The following is a 21,354-nucleotide window of genomic DNA, read 5'->3' as shown; positions in this document are numbered from 1 at the left end:
GCCAACTCAGCTAAGCGCTTTTTTGAGATAGGCATCGAAGTACTTTCTTTCTCTTGCCGTCGCCTTACGGGCGCTGATGATGCGAATCTTTCCCTGCCGCTCGGTGTGGATAACGCAAACCACGACCACACCACCCAGCAGCCCGAAGCTCTTCTCACGAACCTCGCCGGCGCTGTCATCCGGGCCGGTCAGGACCGGTCCGTTGAACATCGTGGCGGCTTCCTCGAAGGACAGCCCGTGCTTTTGCAGGTTCGCAATGTTCTTCTCGGGGTCCCATTCGAACCCTTGCATGGACGCTCCCCCTCAGCGACGTTCATCATATGTTCTAAACCAGGGGTCGTCCAGCGCCATTCTCACGACTTGCGGGGTGGCGGCTCAGGCCTCCTGCAACGTCTTCTTGGTCAGGCTCTTGGTGTAAAGCTCGAACAGCTTTTCCAGCCGTTCGGTGTCGTTGCGAAAACGGCGGCCGATATAGATGCGCTCAAGCACCTCATCGTTGCGGTCATGCGCCTCGCGGAGATCGGCGGGCATTTTTTCGGGGTTGTAGAGTTCAGCGATCGTTGCAGGAAAATGGGCCTCCCGCGCCAAGAGGATGTCTTCGGCGCAGCGGGCCAAATCAGCTTGGTTTTTCTCGCTGAGTGCAGGAACCGGAAAGGTGTTCCAGCCGAGATTGCTGGAGTACCGAATGCGAGTCTCCAATTTGCCGCATATGGTCGAAATCCATACGAGATGCAGCTTCGATGCAAGCACAGCGAAGTCAACCAGCGTCGGGTCATATATGGCGTGGGCAAGATGAGTAATGATGAATTCCCTATTCAAGAATCCAACCGGCAAATATTCTCTTCTTTCGGAAGAAACTTGAGGAACGAGTATTTGGCTATATCGGCAAACGTTTCGATACCGAAATTGATGTGGGCGCTTAGTTAGGCTGGAAGCCACTTCGCCGCCGCCAATCCGATATTCCAGCACCTTGTCAATTCGAGCTGATATTTCCGGGACACTCCTCGCGATTGGCAAACTTCCGTCGTCAAGCCAAAGGCAGTATCTTGTAATTCCGTCCACGAACTCGCTCGTACCCGAAACGAGGCGCAGAAGCGGCTTAGTTTCGGGAATACGCTCCACCATTGCGCGAGCGTCTTCGACTGTAAGAAATAGGTGTCCGCCGTCATAGGCGGCGTTTCCTGTTATCATGGAGGACAGCGAGTTATCGTTGGAAGCCTTGCTGTCAACGATAATGTTCGCTCCCTCGACCAAATACGGGTTTATGTTGAGAACCTGACGCCGGGCCGACTCGCTAAAAAGATATTTTGCGCGACCCTCGTTCTTGCTGAGTCCAACTATTGTACACGACACCCCTGCGTTGCGCTGAGCGTTATTCGCCCATTTGAAGGTCTCGTACGCAAACTCGGCGTGGCAACCGAGGCGAAAAATAATCGGCCAAAGGACCGGGACATGCGTTCCTTGAGCTATGGAATTCGTGGTGACGAGAGCAGCCTTTGTCGCGTGATTGAGAAAGGCGCACGCTTTAACAATGAAGCCGCAGATATAATCCAAATTTTTGTATTTCTCTTCCCCGGCAAAGATCGCCTTCATGTCCTGCTTCTGGGATGGATTTTGCTTCTTTCCACCTATGTAAGGTGGATTCCCGCAAACATACGTCTCACCGCCTTCGTTCTCAAAATCGATCTTCGCCTGATCGAGTGGAGTGCAAAAGAGATCATCAGCATGCTGCTTCACCCAAGACCCGGTTGGTGGGCAAATGCCCAACCAGTCCAATCTCAGGGCATTTCCGCGCGTGATCCAGTTTTCAGCATCAAGCGGCAGGAAATCTTGAAGGGCCTCCTTCTGACCGCGATAGAGCACATCGCACTGATATTCAGCGATGATTAGTGCCAACCGTGCTATCTCGGCCGGAAAGTCGCGCAGCTCGATGCCACGAAAATTCGTTAGTGGAATTTCGGTCCGCCGCTCTGGTTCGCCGCGACGCTTGTTGATCTCGGCCTCGATCGCGCGCATTTCCTTGTAGGCGATGACGAGGAAATTCCCCGAGCCGCAGGCGGGGTCGAACACCCGGATTCGCGACATGCGATTGCGAAGATTCAGGAGCTTGCGGGAATTGTCCTCGGCTTCCGCCAGCCGCTCGCGCAGATCGTCCAGGAATAGCGGGTTGAGCACCTTCAAGATGTTCGGCACGCTGGTGTAGTGCATACCGAGCGCGCCGCGCTCCTCGTCCTCCGCGACCGCCTGGATCATCGAGCCGAAGATGTCAGGGTTGATCTTCCGCCAATCCAGACTGCCGATGTGAAGCAGATAGGAGCGCGCGATCCGGCTGAAACGCGGCACGTCGAGGCTGCCGGAAAACAGGCCGCCGTTGACATAGGGGAAGGCATCGGCCCACCGCGGCAGGCTTGCGGCCGGCCGGTCCGCGATGGCCGTATTCATCGCCCGGAACGCGGCGCCGATCACCTCGTGCGGATTGGTCGCATCGCTCATCTGCGTGACCGTCGCCGTGAACAGATCGTCGCCGTTGAAGATGTCGGTGCTCTCGGCGAAGAAGCAGAAGATCAGCCGCGCCATGAAATGGTTCATGTCGTGGCGGCGCTCGGACGTGCCCCATTCCGGGTTGGTCTTCAGAAGCTCGACATAGAGCCGGTTGAGACGGCCGGTGGCGCGGATGTCGAACGAATTTTCGCGGACCTGCTTGACGGTGGTGATGCCGGCCAGCGGGAGGAAGAAGCCGAAATGATCGGGAAACTCGGTGTAGGCGCATGCGACCGTCTCGCCGCTCGCGAGATCCTCGGCCTCGAACGTCTCGCCATCGGTCGCGAGAACCAATTTTGCCTTGGCCCTGGTCGTCGCCGGGCTGGCTTTCAGCGCAGCAAGGGTTTTCGTAACCTCGCCGGACGGAGCAACGGCGATGTGGATGTTGCTGGTCTGAAGCACGCCGCCCAGATCGGACTTGTTGGTCTCGCCCCTGCGCAGACGCTTGAGCGTCGTCTCCTTGTTTCCGAAGGCTTGGAGGAAAGCGAAGGGGAACTCTGCGGCGTCAAAGGCTTGTTCGGCCAGCGCGGAGATGGCCTCTTCAATTTCAACGGCGTTCATAAGTCCCTGGCCCGGCGGATATCCGGGCACAGGAGTGCCTCAGAAGGCGGGCCGTGGCAACTCCCTCAAGAGGGGCTCATGGAAAGGGAAGGCACGGCGGCGTGCGCCCCCTCACACCCCCCGCTTCGGCCCCATCGCCTCCAACCCCGCCTTCTGCTCGTCGCTCAGATCCGCCTCGAAATCGTCGAGCGCGTCACTCACGCCGTTCACGGCTTGCAGCATCGTCTCCAGCCGCGTCTTCACGGCGGTGAGGCGGGCCTGCGGTGTCGGTGCGGCCTGTGAGGGACAGGCGCTGAGCGTTTCCATGGCGCGCAGCGTGGTGTCCTGGAGCACGTCGAGGCGGGCGCGGGCGGTGTCGTCGAGCTTGAGGGTGGAGGCGATCTCGGCCGCGGGCCATTGCTGCTGCACGAGCTGCTCGTATTGGCGCTGCAGCTTCTCGTCGTAGCGGGGATCGCTGTCCGCCTGGCAGGCCGATGCCGCCTGGGGATTCTTTTGCTGGATCGCGGCAAGCGCGGCGCGGCGCTCCTTGGCCAGGCTGTCGAGCTTGGCCTTCTGGTCGTCGTCGAGGAGATCGACGAATTTGGCCAGCGGCGGTGCGACGGCGTCCGTAGCCTTGATCATGGCCTCGATGCGCTCGCGCATCAGGCCGAGGCGCTCCATGGCCGTCGCGGGGACCTGCGTTGGACAGGCCGCGCGGATGGCGTCGCGCGCGGACAGCCAGGTGGTGGCGAGCTCGTCGAGCGCTGTGCGCTGCAATTCGTTCGGCTGCACGGCAGCGGCGATGCGATCGACCGGCAGGCCGCCGGTGTCGCTGGCATCGCAGACCGTCTCCGCGGTCGGGACTCGCCGTCCGCGCCGGCCGTGCGGCGTGGTGTAGGCGGCAAGCTCGGTGGCCGCATAGGGCGCGAAGATCGCGGCATAGATGTCGCCATAGCCGTAGAGCGAGAGGCTGGTCGTATCGCCGAGAATGATCGCGGTGGTGAGATCGTCATGCGCGAATGGCCAGAACACCGGGCCGACCCAGCCATAGCTGCCGTCGGGGTGGCGCCACCAGCCCTGCGGACGGCGGCCGCCATGCCATCCCGACAGCGCAGCTTGCGCCGTAAGCGCCGCACGCATGACGTAAGGATTGGCAGGCTGCCCTCGTTCAACACCGCGGGGATCTTGCGACCTCAACGCTGCGGAGCGGTATCGGCCGCCCCGCACCGCCATCCGGGCATGGCGCAAGCGCGACATGCCGATCATGTGGCCGACGGCAAAGCGCGCGACACCGAGCGGGCCGCCGCGCAATCCGAACTGCGCCTCGGCGCGACCTGGCAAGAGCGCTGCCAGAATCACGAGGGTTGCGCCCGTTAGCGCCGGCCCCAGCCTTGGCTTGAGCCCCAAGCGTGATCTCGACATGACCACTGACCTGTCCACCTTGGCCCTCCTCCGCCGCCAAGCGCGCATCGCGTCGCATCACCATGACGCGCGAGGGAACCAAATGTTCCGGAAGCGCACAGGGCAAAGCGTCGCGGTATTTTCTTAGGACGTCTCGGCGGCGCCTGAGCGAGCGCCTCGTCCTTCGAGACGACCGCTTCGCGGCCTCCTCAGGATGAGGCTGAGCTGCATCCATCTGCGTTGAAATGCCGCCGCAGGCGGGCGTCTCGAAGGATGGCCGCAGGAGCCGCGGCGAAGCGCCGCCTTCACTCGGCCTTCTGCGGCACCACGAAGGTCTGGCCGGGATAGATCAGATTCGGATTGTGGATCTTGGCGCGATTGGCGTTGTAGATCACGGCAAAGCGGGCGCCGTCGCCGTAAGCGAGCCGGCTCAGCGCCCACAGGCTGTCGCCGCGGGAGATCACCCGGCTGCCGCCTGTTTCCGCCGGTGCACCGCCGACGATTTCGGCCGGCGAGGCCGACGCGACGGTCGTGGCCGCGGGAGCCCGTGCCATGCCTCCTGATGTGCCCTTGGGTTTCGGTGCCCCCATCAATCTCGGCCGGGCCGCGGGCCTGTCCGATACCGATGCCACGACATCCGACTTGTCGTCGGGCTTCTCGGGCTTGGCCTCTTGTTTGGTCTCCTGTTTCGCCTCTTGCCGCGCGACCGGTGCAGGGCGCGCGGGCGGCGGTGCGGCTTCGGCGATCACCACCGGCATGTTGCGGCCGGATTGCGTGACGGTGCCGTCAGGCGATTTCGCCCGCAGGGTCAGCTCATAGGAACCGGCGGGAAGCTGCGGCGGCGTCATTACGAACTGGCCCGAGGCATCCGCCACCACACTGTCGAGCGGCTTGCCGTCGCGCAACAGCTCGACCTTGGCGCCCGGCGTCGCCTGGCCCGCGATCACCGCCGCCTCGCCGTGATCGTCGACGCGCGCGACATCGAAACGGGGGCCGGTATCGGCAACCGCCGGCGGCGGCTTGACCGGTGCGAGATCGGCAAGCGCGGCAGTGACCTGCTTTTGGCTCTCGGCCAGCGCACCCGTCTTCGTTTCAGGGGCAGGGGACGCGGCCGGCGCCGGCGGCGCGTTTGAGGCTAGCTTGGGCTCTTCCGGCTTGAGTTCCGGTTTGGGTTCGACTTTGGCATCGACCTTCTGTTCGACCTTGGCCTCCGGCTTGGCGGCGACCACGGTGTCGGTCTTCGCCCCCATCGGCAGCAGGCGACGCAGCTCGGTGGGGCCGACCACCAGCACGGTGCCGCCCATCGCGAGCAGACAGAATGCAATGAAGGCCTTGGATGCGGTCACCATCGGAAACGAACCTTGATCAGGAAGAACCTTGCAAATCAATCTAGCCGGCAAGTTGCGCCGTTTTGGCCACGGCAGCAAGACGGTCGATAGGATGATGAGCCGGCACGGGGATGAACCGGCGCACCCCCGCCGGTGTCAAATGCTCAAGGCCGCATCGCGGCATTTTTCTTGAGGAATTGTCCCGTGAACGCGTTTTGCCGTCCCGCACAATGGCCCGTTGGGTTGGTGCTTGCCCTGACACTGGCCGCAACACCAGGGCTCGCCGCTTCCGGCCCGCCGCCGGATTACATCCTCACCGACAATGCCGATCTCGCCTTCACCTCACCCGACGGCGCCACCAGGATTGAGCAGTACATGAAGGACGGCGGAGATTTCGAAGTCAAATGGCAGGCCTGGGCGAGGCGCGGCGAACAGATGACGGAGCTGAAGCCCGAGCAGGGCTACGGGGCCGGCTTCCGCTTCACGCCCGACTCACAGTGGCTGGTCCGGATGCAGAAGACCGGCTCCGGTGAGCAGGACCTCTATCTCTACCATGTCGAGCAGGGCGCCTTTGTCACCGCGACGAAGACCTCGTTCAGCGATCTGGCCTGGGCCTATTTCCACAGCCGGCCGGACACCGGGAAGATGAAGCTCGATTACCACATCTCGGCCAATCTCGTGAAAGGCACCGAAGAGGCCTATCGCGGGCTCGGCGTGCACTGGCCGGACAACCGATACCTCGTGATCTCGCTGTCTGGCGAAATGGACAAGCATCCGAAGAACGTCGCCGTGAAGGGATTGGCCGACTGGCGCTGCCGCTATGATCTCAAGACCGGGACCTTCGACGTGCCGGCGATGTTCGCCAAGACCAATGCGGAAGCGTTGCGATGGGAAATCCGACGCTGAGGGAACCATGGGCCCACCGCGCCTTCAGACAAGCGAGGGAACCAACCCTCTGATTCCGTTCCGATTCATGTTTTCCTAACCCTTACTGGTAACGGGGTCTTGTCGGTTTTGCCGCATCTTGCATCCCACGGGAGGGCTGCATGGGCACATCGATCCGATGGAGCGCGCGCATGCGCGCGTTGCTGCGCCGTTGGCGCGGCGCGCCGCTGACATGGCTGATCGCAGGGGGCTTCGTGCTGATGGCCGCAATGGCGATCGGCACCGCGCTCACTGTCGACCGCTTCCGGCAGAACGCGATCGAAAGCGGCCGCGACAGCCTGGAGAGCGCGGTCCGGTTGCTTGCCCGCCATTTCGACCGCGAGTTCGAGGACTTCGCGGTGCTGCAGAAGAGCATCATCGCCGAACTCGAAAGCCACGGCATCGAATCCGCCGACGTCTTCCGTAGCGAGATGGGCACGCTCGCCGTGCACGAGGTGCTGCGCGCCAAGGCCAGCGGCTGGTCGGACGTCGCCGGCGCCAACGTGTTCGATGCCAGGGGCGTGCTGATCAACTCGTCGCGGCGCTGGCCGGTCGCCGATGTCTCGGTCGCCGACCGCGGCTATTTCAATCGCCTCAAGAACGATCCGGCTTCGCAGGAGGAGGTCGAGGTGGTGCCCGGACGGTTGGGCAGCGGACCGGCGATCGTGTTCGCGCGCCGCGTCTCCGGTCCTCACGGCGAATTCCTCGGGCTGGTCTCGCGTGCGATCACGCCCGACCAGCTCGAATCCTTCTTCGCCTCGAGCGGGCTCGGCGAGGAATCCTCGATCGCGATGCACCACCAGAACGGCCAGTTGCTCGCGCGCGTTCCGCATGTGGAGGCGCTGATCGGGCAGAATTTCCGCAACGGCAGGCCCGAGCAGATGGCGGTGTTCGAGCGCACCTTCGTCACGATGCAGCTCGCAAGCCCGATCGACGGCAAGGATCGCATCGTCGCCGCACGCCTCCTGACCGGCGAGCCGCTGGTCGTGGTCGCGACCAAGTCGCTGGATGCGACGCTGGCGACATGGCACACGCAAACCAAGTTCTTCGTGGCCGTCGCCGTGCTGTCGATCGGCCTGCTCGTGCTCACGCTGTATTTGATCTTCCGCCAGATGACCCGCCGGCTCGCCGTGGAGAAGCACCAGCTCGACACCGCGATGAACACGATGACGCAGGGTCTCCTGATGTTCGACCGGGACGAGCGGCTGATCGTCTGCAACCGGCGCTACATCGAGATGTACGGACTGTCGGCCGACGTTGTGAAGCCCGGCGCATATTTCCGCGACGTGATCCAGCATCGCCACGACACGGGTTCGTTCCACGGCGACGTCGATTCCTATTGCGACGGCATCTTGGGCAATGCCGGGCAGACGCAGAGCACGATCGTCGAGACCTCCGATGGCCGCCTGATCGAGATCAAGAATCAACCCGGTGCCGCCGGCGGCTGGCTCGCGACCCATGACGACGTCACCGAGCGCATCCGCGCCGACGAGCGCATCGCCCATATGGCGCATTACGACGCGCTGACCGACCTGCCCAACCGCGTGCTGATGCGCGGCCATCTGGAGCGGCGCGTCGCGGAGCTTGCCCAAGGCAAGCCGTTCGCGATCCTCTATATCGACGTCGACGAGTTCAAGGGCGTCAACGATTCGCTGGGACACGAGGTCGGCGACGAGCTGCTGCGCCAGATCGCGAACCGCCTGCGCGCCTGCATCAGCGGCAACGACATGGTCGCACGGTTGGGCGGCGACGAATTCGCCATCGTCAAGGCCGGCACACGCGACGAGGCCGAGCTGACGGCCCTCGCCGAACAAATCCTGAAAGCACTGCGCGCGCCCGTGGACTGCAACGGCCAGGAAATCCCGACCGATGCCAGCATCGGCATTGCGATCGCACCCGACCACGGCGACAATCTCGACGATCTGCTCAAGCGCGCCGATCTCGCAATGTATGCAGCGAAATCCGAGGGCCGCCGCACCTTCCGCGTTTTCTCGCCCGAATACGACGCCAAGGCGCGGCTGCGCCGCCAGCTCGAGTCCGATCTGCGGCAGGCGCTGGCCCGCGGCGAGTTCGAGGTGCACTACCAGCCCCTGGTCGATCTCGCGGCCAATGTCGTCACCGGCTGCGAAGCCCTGCTGCGCTGGCACCATCCGGAGCGCGGCATGGTGTCGCCCGCCGATTTCATCCCGGTTGCGGAAGAGACCGGATTGATCGGCGAGATCGGCGAATGGGTGCTGAGGCAGGCCTGCCTCGAGGCCGCCAGTTGGCCCGGCCAGATCAACATCGCGGTCAACGTCTCACCGGTGCAGTTCCGCTCGCGAACATTGGCGCTGAAGGTCGCAGCCGCCCTCGCCGAGTCGGGTCTCGCGCCCGGACGGCTCGAGCTCGAGATCACCGAGACCGTCCTGATCCGCGACGACCAGGAGGCGCTGACGATCCTGCAGCAGCTGCGCGAACTCGGGGTGCGCATCGCGCTCGACGATTTCGGCACCGGCTATTCGTCGCTGAGCTATTTGCATCGCTTCCCGTTCGACAAGATCAAGATCGACCGCAGCTTCATCAGCGACATCGGTCAGTCGGAAGATTCCTCGCCGATCGTGCAGGCGGTGGTGCACATGGCCGCCGCCCGCCACATGGCGACGACCGCGGAAGGCGTCGAGACCGAAGCCCAGCGCGCGGTGCTGCTCCAGCTCGGATGCAGCCAGATGCAGGGCTGGCTGTTCAGCCCTGCGGTGCCGGCGGCGAAACTGAAGCAGCTGTTGCTGGCACAGGCAGTGGCGGCCTGAGGCCGGCTCCTTCGCCGCGATGCCATGGTGACGATCAGTGGTCGCGCCACCTGAATTCGTGTCCCAAGAAAATAGGATCAAACCTCACGGCTCGCGATTATCGCTCTGCTCGACGGCTGGAACTCCGGCCGGCGAGCACCAGGCAGCATGCATCACGCGCGTGGCAAGCCATTTTGCCCGCGCGTTCGCGCGTGCGTAAAACATGAGCCAAGCGATATGCCAAACTCGATTTCCCGGTTGGTTGCTCTTGTAGCGGTTGCCGCCATGATCGGCCCATCCGTGCAGGCCCGCGACGACGGTCGCTACGCGAACTCTCCCCTCAAGGGCTGGTTCGAGAGTCTGCGCAGCAAGGGCGGCGGCCCCTGCTGTGCCGACGCCGACGGCACGGCGCTGGACGATGTCGACTGGGACACCAGCAACGGACATTATCGCGTCCGACTTCTGGGCGACTGGATCGAGGTGCCCGACGACACGGTCATCACCGAGCCGAACCGCGCCGGCCGCACCATGGTCTGGCCGTATTACATCAACGGCCGCGCCATGATCCGCTGCTTCATGCCCGGCAGCATGACCTGAGATTATGAATTCCGGTGTCCAGGGCGCGGCGCAGCATGGGCGGCTGATCGGAGTTGCGGGTCACTTCGACTGGTTGGCCGCGTGGATCTCGACGAACTCGGCGTCGGGATGCGCGACGATGGTGGCGAACATGATGCCGCTGATGATCAGCGACCAGGCGGTGTCCCAATAAATCCAAAACACGTGCCAGCCTCCGTTTCGATCTGCTCCGCCCGCGGGATCAGGGTAACGGCAAGGCGAGGCTGCCGTTCCCGGTGCGCGGGCGGCGCGGGCGAGGTGCTATTTTGGTTTGGTCGGCGCGGAGTCGGGATCGGTTTGGCCGGTGTGGCGCTTTGCCACGACGTCCTCATCGCGCTCGCCCTGACGCGGGCGCGGCGGCGACTTGGGCTGGCCGGCCTGACCGCCATGCTTGCCGCCCATGTCGGGCTTACCTTCAAGATCGTTTTCACGGGGCATGCCGGTTCAATGCGCTCGCGCGGCATTGGTTCGGTTCGCCTGTGAACGAGTTCATAGGATCGCCGCGATTTGCAGTGCACGATCGCCAGGCCCGCCTCCGGGAGCATTCTCATTCATATGACTGACGGATTCGGCCTGATGCGGAAACCACTCGTCGCCTGGACGATCCTGACCTGCGCGCTGCTCGCGGTCACCGTGTGGACCGTGCTCGGGCCGCCCCACACCCCGCCCGGGCCCCATCTGCCCTCCCGCACAGCGGCGATACGGTAGGTCTCCCACCGATACCATTTCGGCATCGATCGATCCCAATTGGAATTTGGTGCAGCGGGGCGGCTGCCGCTATCCTCGCCGGCAAAACGACAAATGCCGCACCGGCATCCAGGAGGACCCCATGTTGAGACCGACCCGACGTAACAGATCCGGCGTACCCCGCGCCGCGATCGCCACCACGCTTGCTTTCCTCACTCTCATTTCTGGAGTCCGCGCCGGCATGGCCGAGACCTTCGCCTATGTCGGCAACGCCGACAGCAACGACATCAGCGTGTTCAAGATGGCCGAGAGCGGCGAGATGACGCCCGTGCAGACGGCCGCCTTCACCGGCGTCGAAAAGCCCGGCTCCTCGACGCCGCTCGCGATCACGCCCGATCATCGCGTGCTGATCGCCGGGGTCCGCTCGCAGCCGTTTCTCGCGGTGAGCTTTGCGATCGATCCCAAGACCGGCCAGCTCAGCCATATCGGCAACGGCCCGCTCGCCGACAGCATGGCCAACATCGCCATCGACCGCGGCGGCAAATTCCTGTTCAGCGCCTCCTATGGCGGCAACAAGGTCGCGCTGAATCCGCTGCTCGCCAACGGCGTCGCGGGCGAGCCGAAGCAGGTGATCCCGACCGGGCTGAACGCGCACGCCTTCCTGCCCTCGCCCGACAACCGCTTCGCGTTCGCGACCAATCTCGGCTCCGACCAGATCCTGGCCTTCGCGTTCGACGCCACGACCGGCACGCTCACGCCGAGCGATCCGCCGGCTCACAAGGTGCCGGAGAAATCGGGGCCGCGGCATTTCGTGTTCCACCCCAACGGCAAGTTCGTCTATCTCCTCCACGAGCTGAACGGCGACGTCGCGGCGTTCGCCTATGAGGCGAAGAGCGGCGCATGGGACGAGATCCAGCGCACCAGCGCCTTGCCCGAAGGATTTGGCGGAAAGCCCTGGGCCGCCGACATTCACATCACTCCCGACGGCCATTTCCTCTACGCCTCCGAGCGCACCACCAGCACTCTCACCGCCTACAAGGTCGATGCAACCAGCGGCAAGCTGACCACGATCGGCAGCGTGCCGACCGAGAAGCAGCCACGCGGCTTCCACATCGATCCCGGCGGGCGCTACCTCGCCGCCGTCGGCGAACTCTCCGACAGCATGACGGTCTATGCCATCGACCAGAGCAGCGGCGCGCTCGCCAAGCTGAAATCCTACGCCACCGGCAAGAAGCCGAACTGGGTGGAGTTCTTGAGCCTGCCGTGAGATTGCTCCCCTTTGGAGGCTGGGGGATGAGTTCGGCCTGCATGGTTCGAGACGCCCGCTTTGGCGGGCTCCTCACCATGAGGGTCTGACATCTCGCCGCGAAGCACGACCTCATCCTGAGGGCCCGCCGCAGGCGGGCGTCTCGAAGGATGGCCGCAGGGACGGAGGGAGACAGCGAACCTTGGCGCCGGCCCGTAGACTAATTCAACGGGCGGCATCACGCCGCCCGTGCGGCTGCGGCATTCTCATTCGGCCGGCCCATGGTCCGCCGCGATCGCTTCTGCTAACGATGAGGCCGTCAAGGCCCCAACCGGAATGACCCATGCGTTCATTGCCTGCGCGTCCTGTTTCCAGACATCTCGTTGCGCTCACCGGACTGCTGTTGCTGTCGGCCCAGCCCGCTGCCGCCGCCGATGACGACGCGCCCAAGGGCCCGGCGGTCACGGTGCTGAAGGTCGCAAAATCCTGTTTCTCCGACATCGTCGAGGGCACCGGCACCATCATCGCGCGCGAGGCAAGCTCGCTGCGGCCGGAGCGACCCGGCCTGAAGGTGACGGAGGTGCTGGCGGAAGCCGGCGACACCACCACCGCAGGCCAGGTGCTGGCGCGGCTGGCACTGCCCGAGGGCGGCACGCTTCAGGTCACCGCCCCCGTGGCAGGCGTGATCGCAACGTCGACCGCGCAGATCGGCAACCTCGCCTCCGCCAAGGGCGAGGCGCTGTTCACGATCGTGGCGCGCAGCGAGTACGATCTGGTCGCCCTCGTCGCGACCAGCGATATGCGCAAGCTCGCGGTCAACCAGGTGGCGAGCGTGCGCATCGCCGGCGCCGGCGATATCGACGGCAAGGTGCGCCGCATCGGCCCGACGGTCGAGCCGAACATCCAGCAGGGCATGGTCTATATCGGCATCTCCGCGCAGAAACGCCTGTTGCTGAATGCGAGCGGTCGCGCGCTGATCAAGTCCGGGCAGAGCTGCAATGTCGCGGTGCCGCTGACCTCGGTGCAGTATTCCTCCGCCGGCACCGTCGTTCAGGTGATCCGCCGCAACCGCGTCGAGACCAAGCGCGTCGAGGTCGGACTGATGTCGGGCGGAAATATCGAGATTCGCGACGGCCTCAACGAAGGCGACATCGTCGTCGCCCGCGCCGGCGCGCTGCTGCGCGAAGGCGATCCGGTGCGCACCGTGATGGCCGCGGAAGCGGCGAAGTAGGGTTGGCTCGTGTCCCGGACGCGCTGCAGCGTGTAACGCTGCCGCGCAGAGCCGGGACCCATCTCCCGTCCAAGCGACAACCTAAAAAACTGGGCCCCGGCTCAGCGTCGCATCATTGCATGATGCGCCGCGTCCGGGGCACGAGACTTCGCAGAACCTAAGAAAGCTAGCCGCCGGCTTCGCCGAAATGGACGTCCTCGAGCAGCGAGGAGGAGACGGACGGGACCTGGTCGCCTTCGCTGGCGCGGGAGATCGCAACGCGGGTCTTGTTGAAGACGCTCTCGGCGCTGCCCTGCGCATTGAGGTTGTTGAGGAACTCGCTGACCAGTACGCTGTGCTCGCCCTTGCCGTCGTCGACGACCTTGCCCGGCGAAGCCGAGGAGAGGATCAGCGCATTGTCGGTCGCGCTGATCGGCGCGAGGCCGTGGCTGTAGGAGCGGAAGCGGCGCTCATAGGGATTGCGGCGAGAGGCGTCGACCACGACGAGCTTGGCCTTGGCGCCCTGCTCCTTCATCATGTCGAGCACGCCCTCGATGGAGACGCCCTGACGGCGGACGTCGTTTTCCTTCCAGATCGCGGCATCGACCGGCAGCATGTAGCTCTCGCGGCCGGCCTGCACGCCGTAGCCGCCGAAGAACAGCATGACGACCGTGTCGCGCTTGATCCGGGACTTCAGGCGATTGACGGCGCGGACCATGTCGTCCTTGGTCGCGTCTTCCACCATGTCGACGTCAAAACCGTTCTTGCGCAGCGACGAGGACAGCGCACGGGCGTCGTTGATCGACTGGGTCAGCGGCGCGTTGGCGTCGGGGTAGTGCCCATTGCCGATGACGAGGGCGAGACGCGAGGCCTGGCCGATCGAGCCGGTGACCTGGTCGGTCGAAATGGCCTTGGCGGCATCGAGCGCCCGCATGTTGAGGGCAGCATGGGCGCCGATCACGAGCGACACCGTGCCGATGAGGGCTGCGGCCACCGCGATCGTGCGTCGGGAAATGTCGAGCTGCGTTACATTCATCTCGCGTCATTCCTGTCAGTGCCAAAGACCAGCCAAGCACGCGCACACTGTTTGAGTAGCGCGATAGCGTCTTTGGGTTTGAGGGATTGGCCGGGGGTGTGCCCCCGAATTGCGCGCAATTTGCGGCGCCGCACCAAACAAAGCCTTAACCGGATATCGCCTCCCCGGCAATAGATCGCCGAAAATTTGATCTAAGCCTCTGGAAACATGAGTTAATTTGCACCGCCCAAAGTGTGATTTTTTTGCGTCCCCGTAACCTACCGGAGCCCAATTATGCAGGCTTCGTGCCGGCTTTTTCTGTGACTGCCATCACATTTGTATTTCCTGCGAATCCGGGTAGCTTTTTCAACGACTTGCAGGGGGTGGCGCGCGGCTGGGAGCGTGCCGGCCGGCCCCCCGGCCAATTCCCGCGACCAGGTATTTCATGAGCTTTCAATATTTTGCCGGCGCCGCCTGCCGGGCGCTGACGGCGCGGAAGGACGGCCCCTCGCTTTACGACGTCTGCGATCCCGTACTGTCCGTTGCGGCCAGCGGCGATCCGCATCTGGCCAAGTTCTACAAGACCGCGCTCGGCAATCCCGCATTGCGGGTGCTGCTCCGCCGGGCCGGACTGCCCGAGCTGCGCGACGAAGGCAAACTGGCCCGGCTGCGCCAGGCGCTGGTTCGCGCCCGCGACGAGGCCGAGCCCGATTGGGCGGCGGTCGGCCAGCCCGTTGCCGATCTCGTCGACAGCATCGCGCTGGATCATCCCAAGCCGCCGCCGGCCATGTTCACCGGCGCCATGCCGCAACAATCGCAGATCGACGCCGTGATCCGCGACTGTGCGCAGCATCTGCTGGGCTCGTACCGAAAAAATGGCTTTCTGCCGACCTACGCCGCGTTCAACCTGATCGGCGATCCCGATTTCCGCGGCCGCGAACTGACCATGGCGCTCACGGGTCTCAACGCGCGCGGCTACAAGAACTCCTCGCTGCTGTTCAACCTCGCCCGTGTCTTCATCGCGCGAACGCCGGCGCGCGCCGTCGTCAATCCGCCCTGGCGAGGGATTGCCGAACCGATGTGGGAGCCGGTGCAGATCCGCCACCGCTCGGCCTATTACGACGCGTTCTTCATCGAGGCGCTGTTGAGTTACGTCGAGAGCGGCCTCGCCTCGTCCGCCGACAAGATGGCGGCGGAGCGCGCGGTCGCGGACATGGTCGATTTCTGCGTCAACATCAGCCGCGAAGAGGTCGAGGGCATCGACGGCGCGCGGTTCAACGTCATCACCGCGCTCGCGCCTGCACCGCATCCGCGCTTCTCGCGCTACTTCGCCCAGATCAAGCAGGATCTCGGTTTCGGCGTCTACGTGCCGGATTGCGACACCACGGCGTGCTCGATCTCCGCGGCGACGCAGGCCGGCTGCACCGATCCGATCCTCGACCAGCCGCTGCTGGATTTCTATGCCGGCTATCAGGTGCGCGCGGGCGTCAACGAGCCGCGCGTGACCGTGCCGCTCAACGACAATATCGACTATGAGGGCGGGGTTGCGACCTGGATCGATAACCTCAAGGGCGAGCGGCCCTACGGCAACGATCTCGATCCGACGCTCAATCTCGACATTCTCGAGGTCAGCTTTCGCAACCTCGCGCGCTGGAAAGTATTGGAGACGCCGGCGCGGCTTGCCACCGTGCATCGCATCCTCGGCTTCCAGAAGCGGCTGGCGGCGAGCGGCGCCTTCGCCAATCCGCGCTCGCACATCTATTATCTGCCGGAGCTCTACAGCGCCTATTTCGGCCGCTGCTACGCCGCCTTCCTGGCGCTGCCGCTGGCGGCGCAGGCGATCATCGATCCCGACGGCGATTTCGATTTCATCCGCCACCGCGTGCTGTCTTACGTCAAGGGCGAGCTGATGGCCGCCGAGATGAACGTGTTCGACGCAGCGCTCGCGCTGATCGCGCTCGGCCATCTCGGCGCCGACCCGCGCGCCTTTGCGCCGGCGCTGAACGTGATCATCGCGAGCCTCGGCGAAGGCGGCCGCCGCGGCCCGTTCCGCGCCTATGAATGGAACAAGATGAAGACGCCGACGCGGATTTTGGTCGGCGGTCCGGAGGTCACGTCGGCGTTCGTGCTGATGGGGCTGGCGGTGGCCAAGCGGGCGATGTCGCGGGGATAGGTTCGTAGGGTGGGTAAGCGAAGCGTAACCCACCACTTCTGCCGCCGTGGAGACGAAAGAGGTGGGTTACGCCTTCGGCTAACCCACCCCTACTAAACTTCGTCCGATGACAGTAAGTTGAAAGCCCAACTGCCAGGCATAAGCTGGCCGGGCGGACAAAAGCCGACCACAATTGCGAGGTCTATCGCAATTTTCATCACACGCGGACCGGCATGTTGCGAAAATTCCTGATTGCGCTGTCATTGCTTGGCTTGTCCTTGCCCGGCTTGCTGTCGCCGGCTGAGGCCGCCGACATCACCGGCACCGCGAAGGTTCGCGCCGGCGACGCCGTGGTGATCGGCAACACGCGGATCAGGCTCGGCGGCATCGACGCGCCCGCGGTCGACCAGCTCTGCCTCAACAACAAGGGCGAGCGCTGGACCTGCGGCATCGCGGCCCGCGACGAGCTTGCCAAATACGCCGACGGCAAGAGCTGGGTCTGCCATGCGAGGTCGATCGACCGGCGCGGCCGCACCGTGGCGCGCTGCGACGTCGGCGGCGAAGATATCCAGAAATGGCTGGTGCGCACAGGCTGGGCGCTGGCCTACACCCGCATGTCGCACGACTACGAGGCGGACGAGAAGGCCGCGCGGGAGGCCAAGGCCGGCATGTGGCAGGGCGCCTTCATCGCGCCCTGGGACTGGCGCGTGCGCAACAAGAAGACCACCATCCTCGGCGCCACCAAGCCGCCCGACGGCGCGCATGCGATCCTGCTCGCTTCGGCGTCGGGGCCCATCGCGCCCTCGCCGGACTGCACCATCAAGGGCAACGTCAACACCGCCGGCGAGTGCATCTATCACCGGCCGACCAGCCGCTGGTATGCGCAGATCAAGATGAAGATCAGCAAGGGCACGCGCTGGTTCTGCTCGGTGGAGGAAGCCGAAGATGCGGGCTGCCGCGAGACTAAGAGATAGCCCAGTTCAGACCTGCGTTTTCCGGCCTTTTCTTGCACCGCAGCGCCGCGTAAAAGTGTGAATCAGCGACCCACCATCCTGTTCTCAGGCAACAAGGACCAACAGCAATGACCGTTCGCGCGGGCCGGGAATTTCTGGCCATTCCCGGGCCCACCAATATGCCCGACGAGGTGCTGCGGGCGATGCATCGTCCGGCGATCGACATCTACTCCAAGCAGATGACCGATCTGACCGAGAGCCTGCTCAGCGACATCTCGAAACTGTTTGCCACCAAGGGCAAGTCCTACATCTACATCGCCAACGGACACGGCGCCTGGGAAGCGGCGCTGAGCAACGTGCTGTCGCGCGGCGACAAGGTGCTGGTGCTCGAAAGCGGGCGGTTCGCGATCGGCTGGGGCAATGCGGCTTCCCTGATGGGTGCCGATGTCGAGGTGCTCAAGGGCGACTGGCGCCGCGCGGTGCGGCCGCACGAGGTCGAGGAGCGCCTGCGCCGCGACAAGGAGCATACGATCAAGGCCGTTGTCGTCGTCCAGGTCGACACGGCCTCAGGCGTGCAGAACGACATCGAGGCGATCGGCAAGGCGATCAAGGCAAGCGGCCACCCGGCGCTGTACATGGTCGACACCGTCGCCTCGCTCGGCTGCATGCCGTTCGAGATGGACAAATGGGGCATCGACGTCGCGATGTCGGGCTCACAAAAGGGCCTGATGACGCCGCCCGGCCTCGGCTTTGTCGCGGCCAACGCGCGTGCGCTCGAGGTCCAGAAGACCGCCAACATGAGCACGCCCTATTGGAGCTGGAGCGAGCGCGAAGGCAGCGAGCATTATCGCAAATATGCCGGCACCGCGCCGGTGCATCTGCTGTTCGCGCTGCGCCAGGCGATCGACCTGCTGCACGAGGAGGGGCTGGAGAACGCCTTCCGCCGCCACAGCCTGCTCGGCGAAGCCGCGCGACGCGCCGTCGGCGCGTGGTCGGAAGGCCAGGTGCTCGGCTTCAACATCGCGGAAGCCAGCGAACGTTCCAACACCGTGACCACGGTGACCATGAGCAACGGCCACGATCCGGCAATCCTGCAACGCTATTGCAAGGAGAAGTGCGGCGTGGTGCTCGGCACCGGCATCGGTGATCTCTCGGGACAAGCCTTCCGCATCGCCCATATGGGCCACGTCAACGCCCCGATGCTGCTCGGCACGTTGGGGGTGATCGAGGTCGGGCTGAACGCGCTGAAGATCCCGCACGGCAAGGGCGGGCTTGAGGCAGCGGTCGCGTATCTCGGCGAAGAGGTGGCGGTGTAGGCGTCTTTTTTCCTTCTCCCCTTGCGGGAGCAATCTAGTAGCCCGGGTGAGCGAAGCGACACCCGGGATTCTTGCGTGAGTTCCCGCATGTCGCTTCGCTCATGCGGGCTACGGCAGCGGCGGCACGCGATAAGCCTCGACCTGCGCCCTCAGTTCATTCAGCGCCGCAAGTGGCGCCTTCGGGTCGACACGATATTCCCCGCGCGCCAGCCACGACAGCACCATCGCATCCACCACCGGCGAATGGTGGATGACGTCGCCATAATTGTCGAAATCGTGCGTCACGTCCTTGATCGCCCGGAAATCGTACAGGCGCACATTGGGAAGCTGCGTCAGGCGCTGCGCAATGACAGCCGTGAGGTCGGTGACGATCTTCAACGTCGCAGGCGAAGCGTCGCGCATCGCGACGAATTGCAGGATCGAATAGGGCGGGAAGTAGATGTCGAAGGTCACGTCAGGATGGCGCGCAATCAGGCCGGCGGCGTCACGCTCGAAATGCCGCACCATGGCCTCGTAACCATAGCCTTCGCCGAGAAAGCGGCTGCGTACGGGATCGGTGATATAGGCGAAGGCCGCGAGCGTCCTTTTCGCATTATAGGCGCGCGCGACGTCGACATCCCGCGGCAGCGCATAGATGTCGTCGACATCGGACAGCGCAAACTTGACGGGCAGAAAAGGCGCGGCCCGGGTCAGCGGCTGCCGCAGCGGCGGAACCGACCGGAGCAATGCGAACAGGGATTCCTTCGCCATCGCCGCGCTGAACAGATACGACGCGATGCCCTTGGCCGTCCCGCGATAGAGATCAGCAGAGAGATAAGGATCGGTCTCGATGTCGGCCGCATCGACAAAGATGAAATCATCCATCTGCCAGATCACGCGCTTTGCGCCGCGATCGATGGCCTGCTCGAGCACAAAACCCTGCTGGCGCGAATTGGATCCGGTCATCGCCAGCTTGAGCGAGTGCACGCCAAGCGCATGGTCGATGTCGCTCTGGCGGAAATGGATCGCCAGCGAGGTGCCCATGAAGGCGGTGTCGAACGACTGGCTGCGGATCAGACCGGCATTCTGCACGCGCGTGTCATCGGAATAGAACGGCGCGACGAGGCGCGAGGGGCGAAACAGTTGCAGGGGATCGATGACATAGGTGAGCGCAGCCGCGCCGAGCACGCACGCGATGCTCGCGAGGAGAAGACGCCCTGGATGTGTGAACGCGCCTCGCATCAGAACCGGAAATAGATGAATTCGCTGTGGCTCTGGATGCCCAAAATCCCGAACGCAAGCACCAGCGACGCACCATAGAGGACCAGCGGCCGCATCCGTCCGGCCATCAGGCCTTCGCCGACCCGGCGATTGGCGTGGTCGTACCCCATGATACCTTGCGTGTTCGGTGCCAGCCACACCAGCGCGGCATAAATTGCGACCATCACCGACGCCGCAATCTCCTCGCGCCCGAACACGATGTTGGAGGGATCGGCCATGGCATTCAGAATCCGCAGCGCCCAATCGACCCGTTCGGCACGGAAGAATACCCAGGCGACAACGACGGCGAGGAATGTCAGCACGGCCCCGGCGACGCGCGTTGGGCGCGCGAGCAACTTCGGAACATTCGGCACCAGCGCGTTGAAGGCGTGATTGATGCAGAGATAGGCGCCATGCAGTGCGCCCCAGACGACGAATGTCCAGGCCGCGCCGTGCCAGAGCCCGCCAAGCAGCATCGTCAGCATCAAATTGACATAACGGAGCACGCGGCCGCGACGGTTACCTCCGAGCGGAATGTAGAGATAGTCGCGCAGGAAGTGCGACAGCGTCATGTGCCAGCGCCGCCAGAACTCCACGATGCTGCTCGCCTTGTAGGGCGAGTTGAAATTTACGGGTAAGAAGATGCCGAACATCAGCGATATCCCGATCGCCATGTCGGAATAGCCGGAGAAGTCGAAATAGAGCTGAAAGGTGTAGGCGAGTGCACCGAGCCAGGCCTGATCAAAACTCGGCGCGCGCGCCTCGAAGGCGAGCGCGACGAGCGGCTGGATGCCGTCGGCGAGGCATGTCTTCTTGAACAGGCCGATTGCGAAGATGATGATTCCGCACAGGATCAGATGCGCATGCGGGTGCTTGGTTTCCTCCCGTTCGAATTGCGGGATCATGTCCTTGTGGTGAAGGATCGGCCCCGCGATCAGATGCGGAAAGTAGGTCACGAACAGCGCGTAGTGCGGCAGCGCGTAGGCCGCGACCTGCCCGCGCCAGGCGTCAACTAGGAACGCGATCTGGGTAAAGGTGTAGAAGGAGATGCCGACCGGCAGCAGGATGTGGACCGCGAAATGCGTGCCGGTCAACGCATTGACGTTCTCCGCGACGAAGCCGGCATATTTGAAGACGCCGAGCACCAGGAGATCGCCGGCGACGCCGAGGGCAAGTGCGGCCTTTCGCTGCGACGGAGCAAGCTTCGCCACGATGAGGAGATGGCCAATGCCATAGTTGAAGGCGATCGAGATCAGCAACAGGGCCACGAATTGCCAATTGCCGATGGCATAGAAGGCGAGCGAGGCCGCCGCCAGCCAGATCACCGGGGCCAGATTGCTGCGCCGCCCCAGCCAGAAATAGCCCGCCAGCGCGGCCGGCAGGAACAGCAGGATGAACGGATAGGAATTGAACAGCATCAGG

At 64.0% G+C, this 21,354-nt stretch carries 18 protein-coding genes; 9 read left to right on the top strand and 9 right to left on the bottom strand.

All coding sequences use genetic code 11. The annotated features are described in order from the left end of the window. Nucleotides 1–6: 6 nt before the first annotated feature. From AC0L2J_RS25075 to AC0L2J_RS25060, 4 genes are all read right to left on the bottom strand, one after another. On the bottom strand, nucleotides 7–291 hold the full coding sequence (locus AC0L2J_RS25075; RefSeq protein WP_473394844.1) for a BrnT family toxin: 285 nt from the start codon (nucleotides 289–291) through the stop codon (nucleotides 7–9). A gap of 84 nt (nucleotides 292–375) precedes the next feature. Then, nucleotides 376–3,102, bottom strand: coding sequence for a class I SAM-dependent DNA methyltransferase (locus AC0L2J_RS25070; RefSeq protein WP_473394843.1), 2,727 nt, complete (start codon nucleotides 3,100–3,102; stop codon nucleotides 376–378). 111 nt (nucleotides 3,103–3,213) lie between these two features. Continuing rightward, nucleotides 3,214–4,503, bottom strand: a complete 1,290-nt coding sequence (locus AC0L2J_RS25065; RefSeq protein WP_473394842.1) for a Spy/CpxP family protein refolding chaperone — start codon at nucleotides 4,501–4,503, stop codon at nucleotides 3,214–3,216. Between the two features lie 284 nt (nucleotides 4,504–4,787). Beyond that, nucleotides 4,788–5,831 carry a LysM peptidoglycan-binding domain-containing protein gene (locus tag AC0L2J_RS25060; protein ID WP_473394841.1) on the bottom strand — a complete coding sequence of 348 codons (1,044 nt, stop codon included), beginning with the start codon at nucleotides 5,829–5,831 and terminating at the stop codon, nucleotides 4,788–4,790. Between the two features lie 183 nt (nucleotides 5,832–6,014). Between AC0L2J_RS25060 and AC0L2J_RS25055 the strand changes: the two genes are divergently transcribed. The 3 genes from AC0L2J_RS25055 (at nucleotide 6,015) to AC0L2J_RS25045 (ending at nucleotide 10,096) form a co-directional block, all read left to right on the top strand. Then, complete coding sequence (locus tag AC0L2J_RS25055) at nucleotides 6,015–6,716, top strand: TolB-like translocation protein (RefSeq protein ID WP_473394840.1); 702 nt, start codon at nucleotides 6,015–6,017, stop codon at nucleotides 6,714–6,716. A gap of 140 nt (nucleotides 6,717–6,856) precedes the next feature. Further along, complete coding sequence (locus AC0L2J_RS25050; protein WP_007604443.1) at nucleotides 6,857–9,520, top strand: bifunctional diguanylate cyclase/phosphodiesterase; 2,664 nt, start codon at nucleotides 6,857–6,859, stop codon at nucleotides 9,518–9,520. Nucleotides 9,521–9,784: 264 nt separating this feature from the next. After that, nucleotides 9,785–10,096, top strand: coding sequence for a hypothetical protein (locus AC0L2J_RS25045; RefSeq protein ID WP_050992532.1), 312 nt, complete (start codon nucleotides 9,785–9,787; stop codon nucleotides 10,094–10,096). Nucleotides 10,097–10,156: 60 nt separating this feature from the next. Here AC0L2J_RS25045 and AC0L2J_RS25040 read toward each other — a convergent pair whose 3' ends face one another. Further along, the gene (locus AC0L2J_RS25040; protein ID WP_007604441.1) at nucleotides 10,157–10,279 is read right to left on the bottom strand and encodes a hypothetical protein; all 123 of its coding nucleotides are present in this window, start codon (nucleotides 10,277–10,279) and stop codon (nucleotides 10,157–10,159) included. 96 nt (nucleotides 10,280–10,375) lie between these two features. Then, nucleotides 10,376–10,552, bottom strand: a complete 177-nt coding sequence (locus AC0L2J_RS25035; protein WP_157233960.1) for a hypothetical protein — start codon at nucleotides 10,550–10,552, stop codon at nucleotides 10,376–10,378. A 117-nt stretch (nucleotides 10,553–10,669) separates the two neighbouring features. Here AC0L2J_RS25035 and AC0L2J_RS25030 point away from each other — a divergent pair, with 117 nt between their 5' ends. From AC0L2J_RS25030 to AC0L2J_RS25020, 3 genes are all read left to right on the top strand, one after another. Next, nucleotides 10,670–10,822 carry a hypothetical protein gene (locus tag AC0L2J_RS25030; RefSeq protein ID WP_179950111.1) on the top strand — a complete coding sequence of 51 codons (153 nt, stop codon included), beginning with the start codon at nucleotides 10,670–10,672 and terminating at the stop codon, nucleotides 10,820–10,822. A 121-nt stretch (nucleotides 10,823–10,943) separates the two neighbouring features. Next, entirely contained in the window at nucleotides 10,944–12,068 is a 1,125-nt protein-coding gene (locus AC0L2J_RS25025) for a lactonase family protein (protein ID WP_473394839.1), read from the top strand. Between the two features lie 322 nt (nucleotides 12,069–12,390). Then, a complete protein-coding gene (locus tag AC0L2J_RS25020; RefSeq protein ID WP_473394838.1) occupies nucleotides 12,391–13,278 on the top strand; it encodes an efflux RND transporter periplasmic adaptor subunit in 888 nt (295 codons plus the stop codon). 166 nt (nucleotides 13,279–13,444) lie between these two features. Here the strand turns inward: AC0L2J_RS25020 and AC0L2J_RS25015 are convergent, their stop codons facing one another. Next, nucleotides 13,445–14,293 (bottom strand): caspase family protein, encoded by an 849-nt coding sequence (locus AC0L2J_RS25015; protein ID WP_473251338.1) that lies wholly within the window; start codon nucleotides 14,291–14,293, stop codon nucleotides 13,445–13,447. A gap of 424 nt (nucleotides 14,294–14,717) precedes the next feature. Between AC0L2J_RS25015 and AC0L2J_RS25010 the strand changes: the two genes are divergently transcribed. From AC0L2J_RS25010 to AC0L2J_RS25000, 3 genes are all read left to right on the top strand, one after another. Beyond that, nucleotides 14,718–16,445, top strand: a complete 1,728-nt coding sequence (locus AC0L2J_RS25010; protein ID WP_473394837.1) for a hypothetical protein — start codon at nucleotides 14,718–14,720, stop codon at nucleotides 16,443–16,445. 212 nt (nucleotides 16,446–16,657) lie between these two features. Further along, nucleotides 16,658–17,398 carry a thermonuclease family protein gene (locus tag AC0L2J_RS25005; protein ID WP_007604433.1) on the top strand — a complete coding sequence of 247 codons (741 nt, stop codon included), beginning with the start codon at nucleotides 16,658–16,660 and terminating at the stop codon, nucleotides 17,396–17,398. 107 nt (nucleotides 17,399–17,505) lie between these two features. Beyond that, complete coding sequence (locus tag AC0L2J_RS25000) at nucleotides 17,506–18,693, top strand: pyridoxal-phosphate-dependent aminotransferase family protein (protein ID WP_473394836.1); 1,188 nt, start codon at nucleotides 17,506–17,508, stop codon at nucleotides 18,691–18,693. A gap of 108 nt (nucleotides 18,694–18,801) precedes the next feature. Here the strand turns inward: AC0L2J_RS25000 and AC0L2J_RS24995 are convergent, their stop codons facing one another. Both AC0L2J_RS24995 and AC0L2J_RS24990 read right to left on the bottom strand, forming a co-directional pair. Then, complete coding sequence (locus AC0L2J_RS24995; protein WP_473394835.1) at nucleotides 18,802–19,914, bottom strand: hypothetical protein; 1,113 nt, start codon at nucleotides 19,912–19,914, stop codon at nucleotides 18,802–18,804. Then, nucleotides 19,914–21,350, bottom strand: a complete 1,437-nt coding sequence (locus tag AC0L2J_RS24990; RefSeq protein WP_007604430.1) for an MBOAT family O-acyltransferase — start codon at nucleotides 21,348–21,350, stop codon at nucleotides 19,914–19,916. The genes AC0L2J_RS24995 and AC0L2J_RS24990 overlap by 1 nt, the downstream gene beginning before the upstream one ends. Between the last annotated feature and the right edge of the window lie 4 nt (nucleotides 21,351–21,354).

It is taken from the genome of Bradyrhizobium sp. MV1.5, from assembly GCF_055807615.1.
The sequence above is the reverse complement of the archived record's forward strand: the minus strand, read 5'-3'. Positions and strand labels throughout refer to the sequence as shown.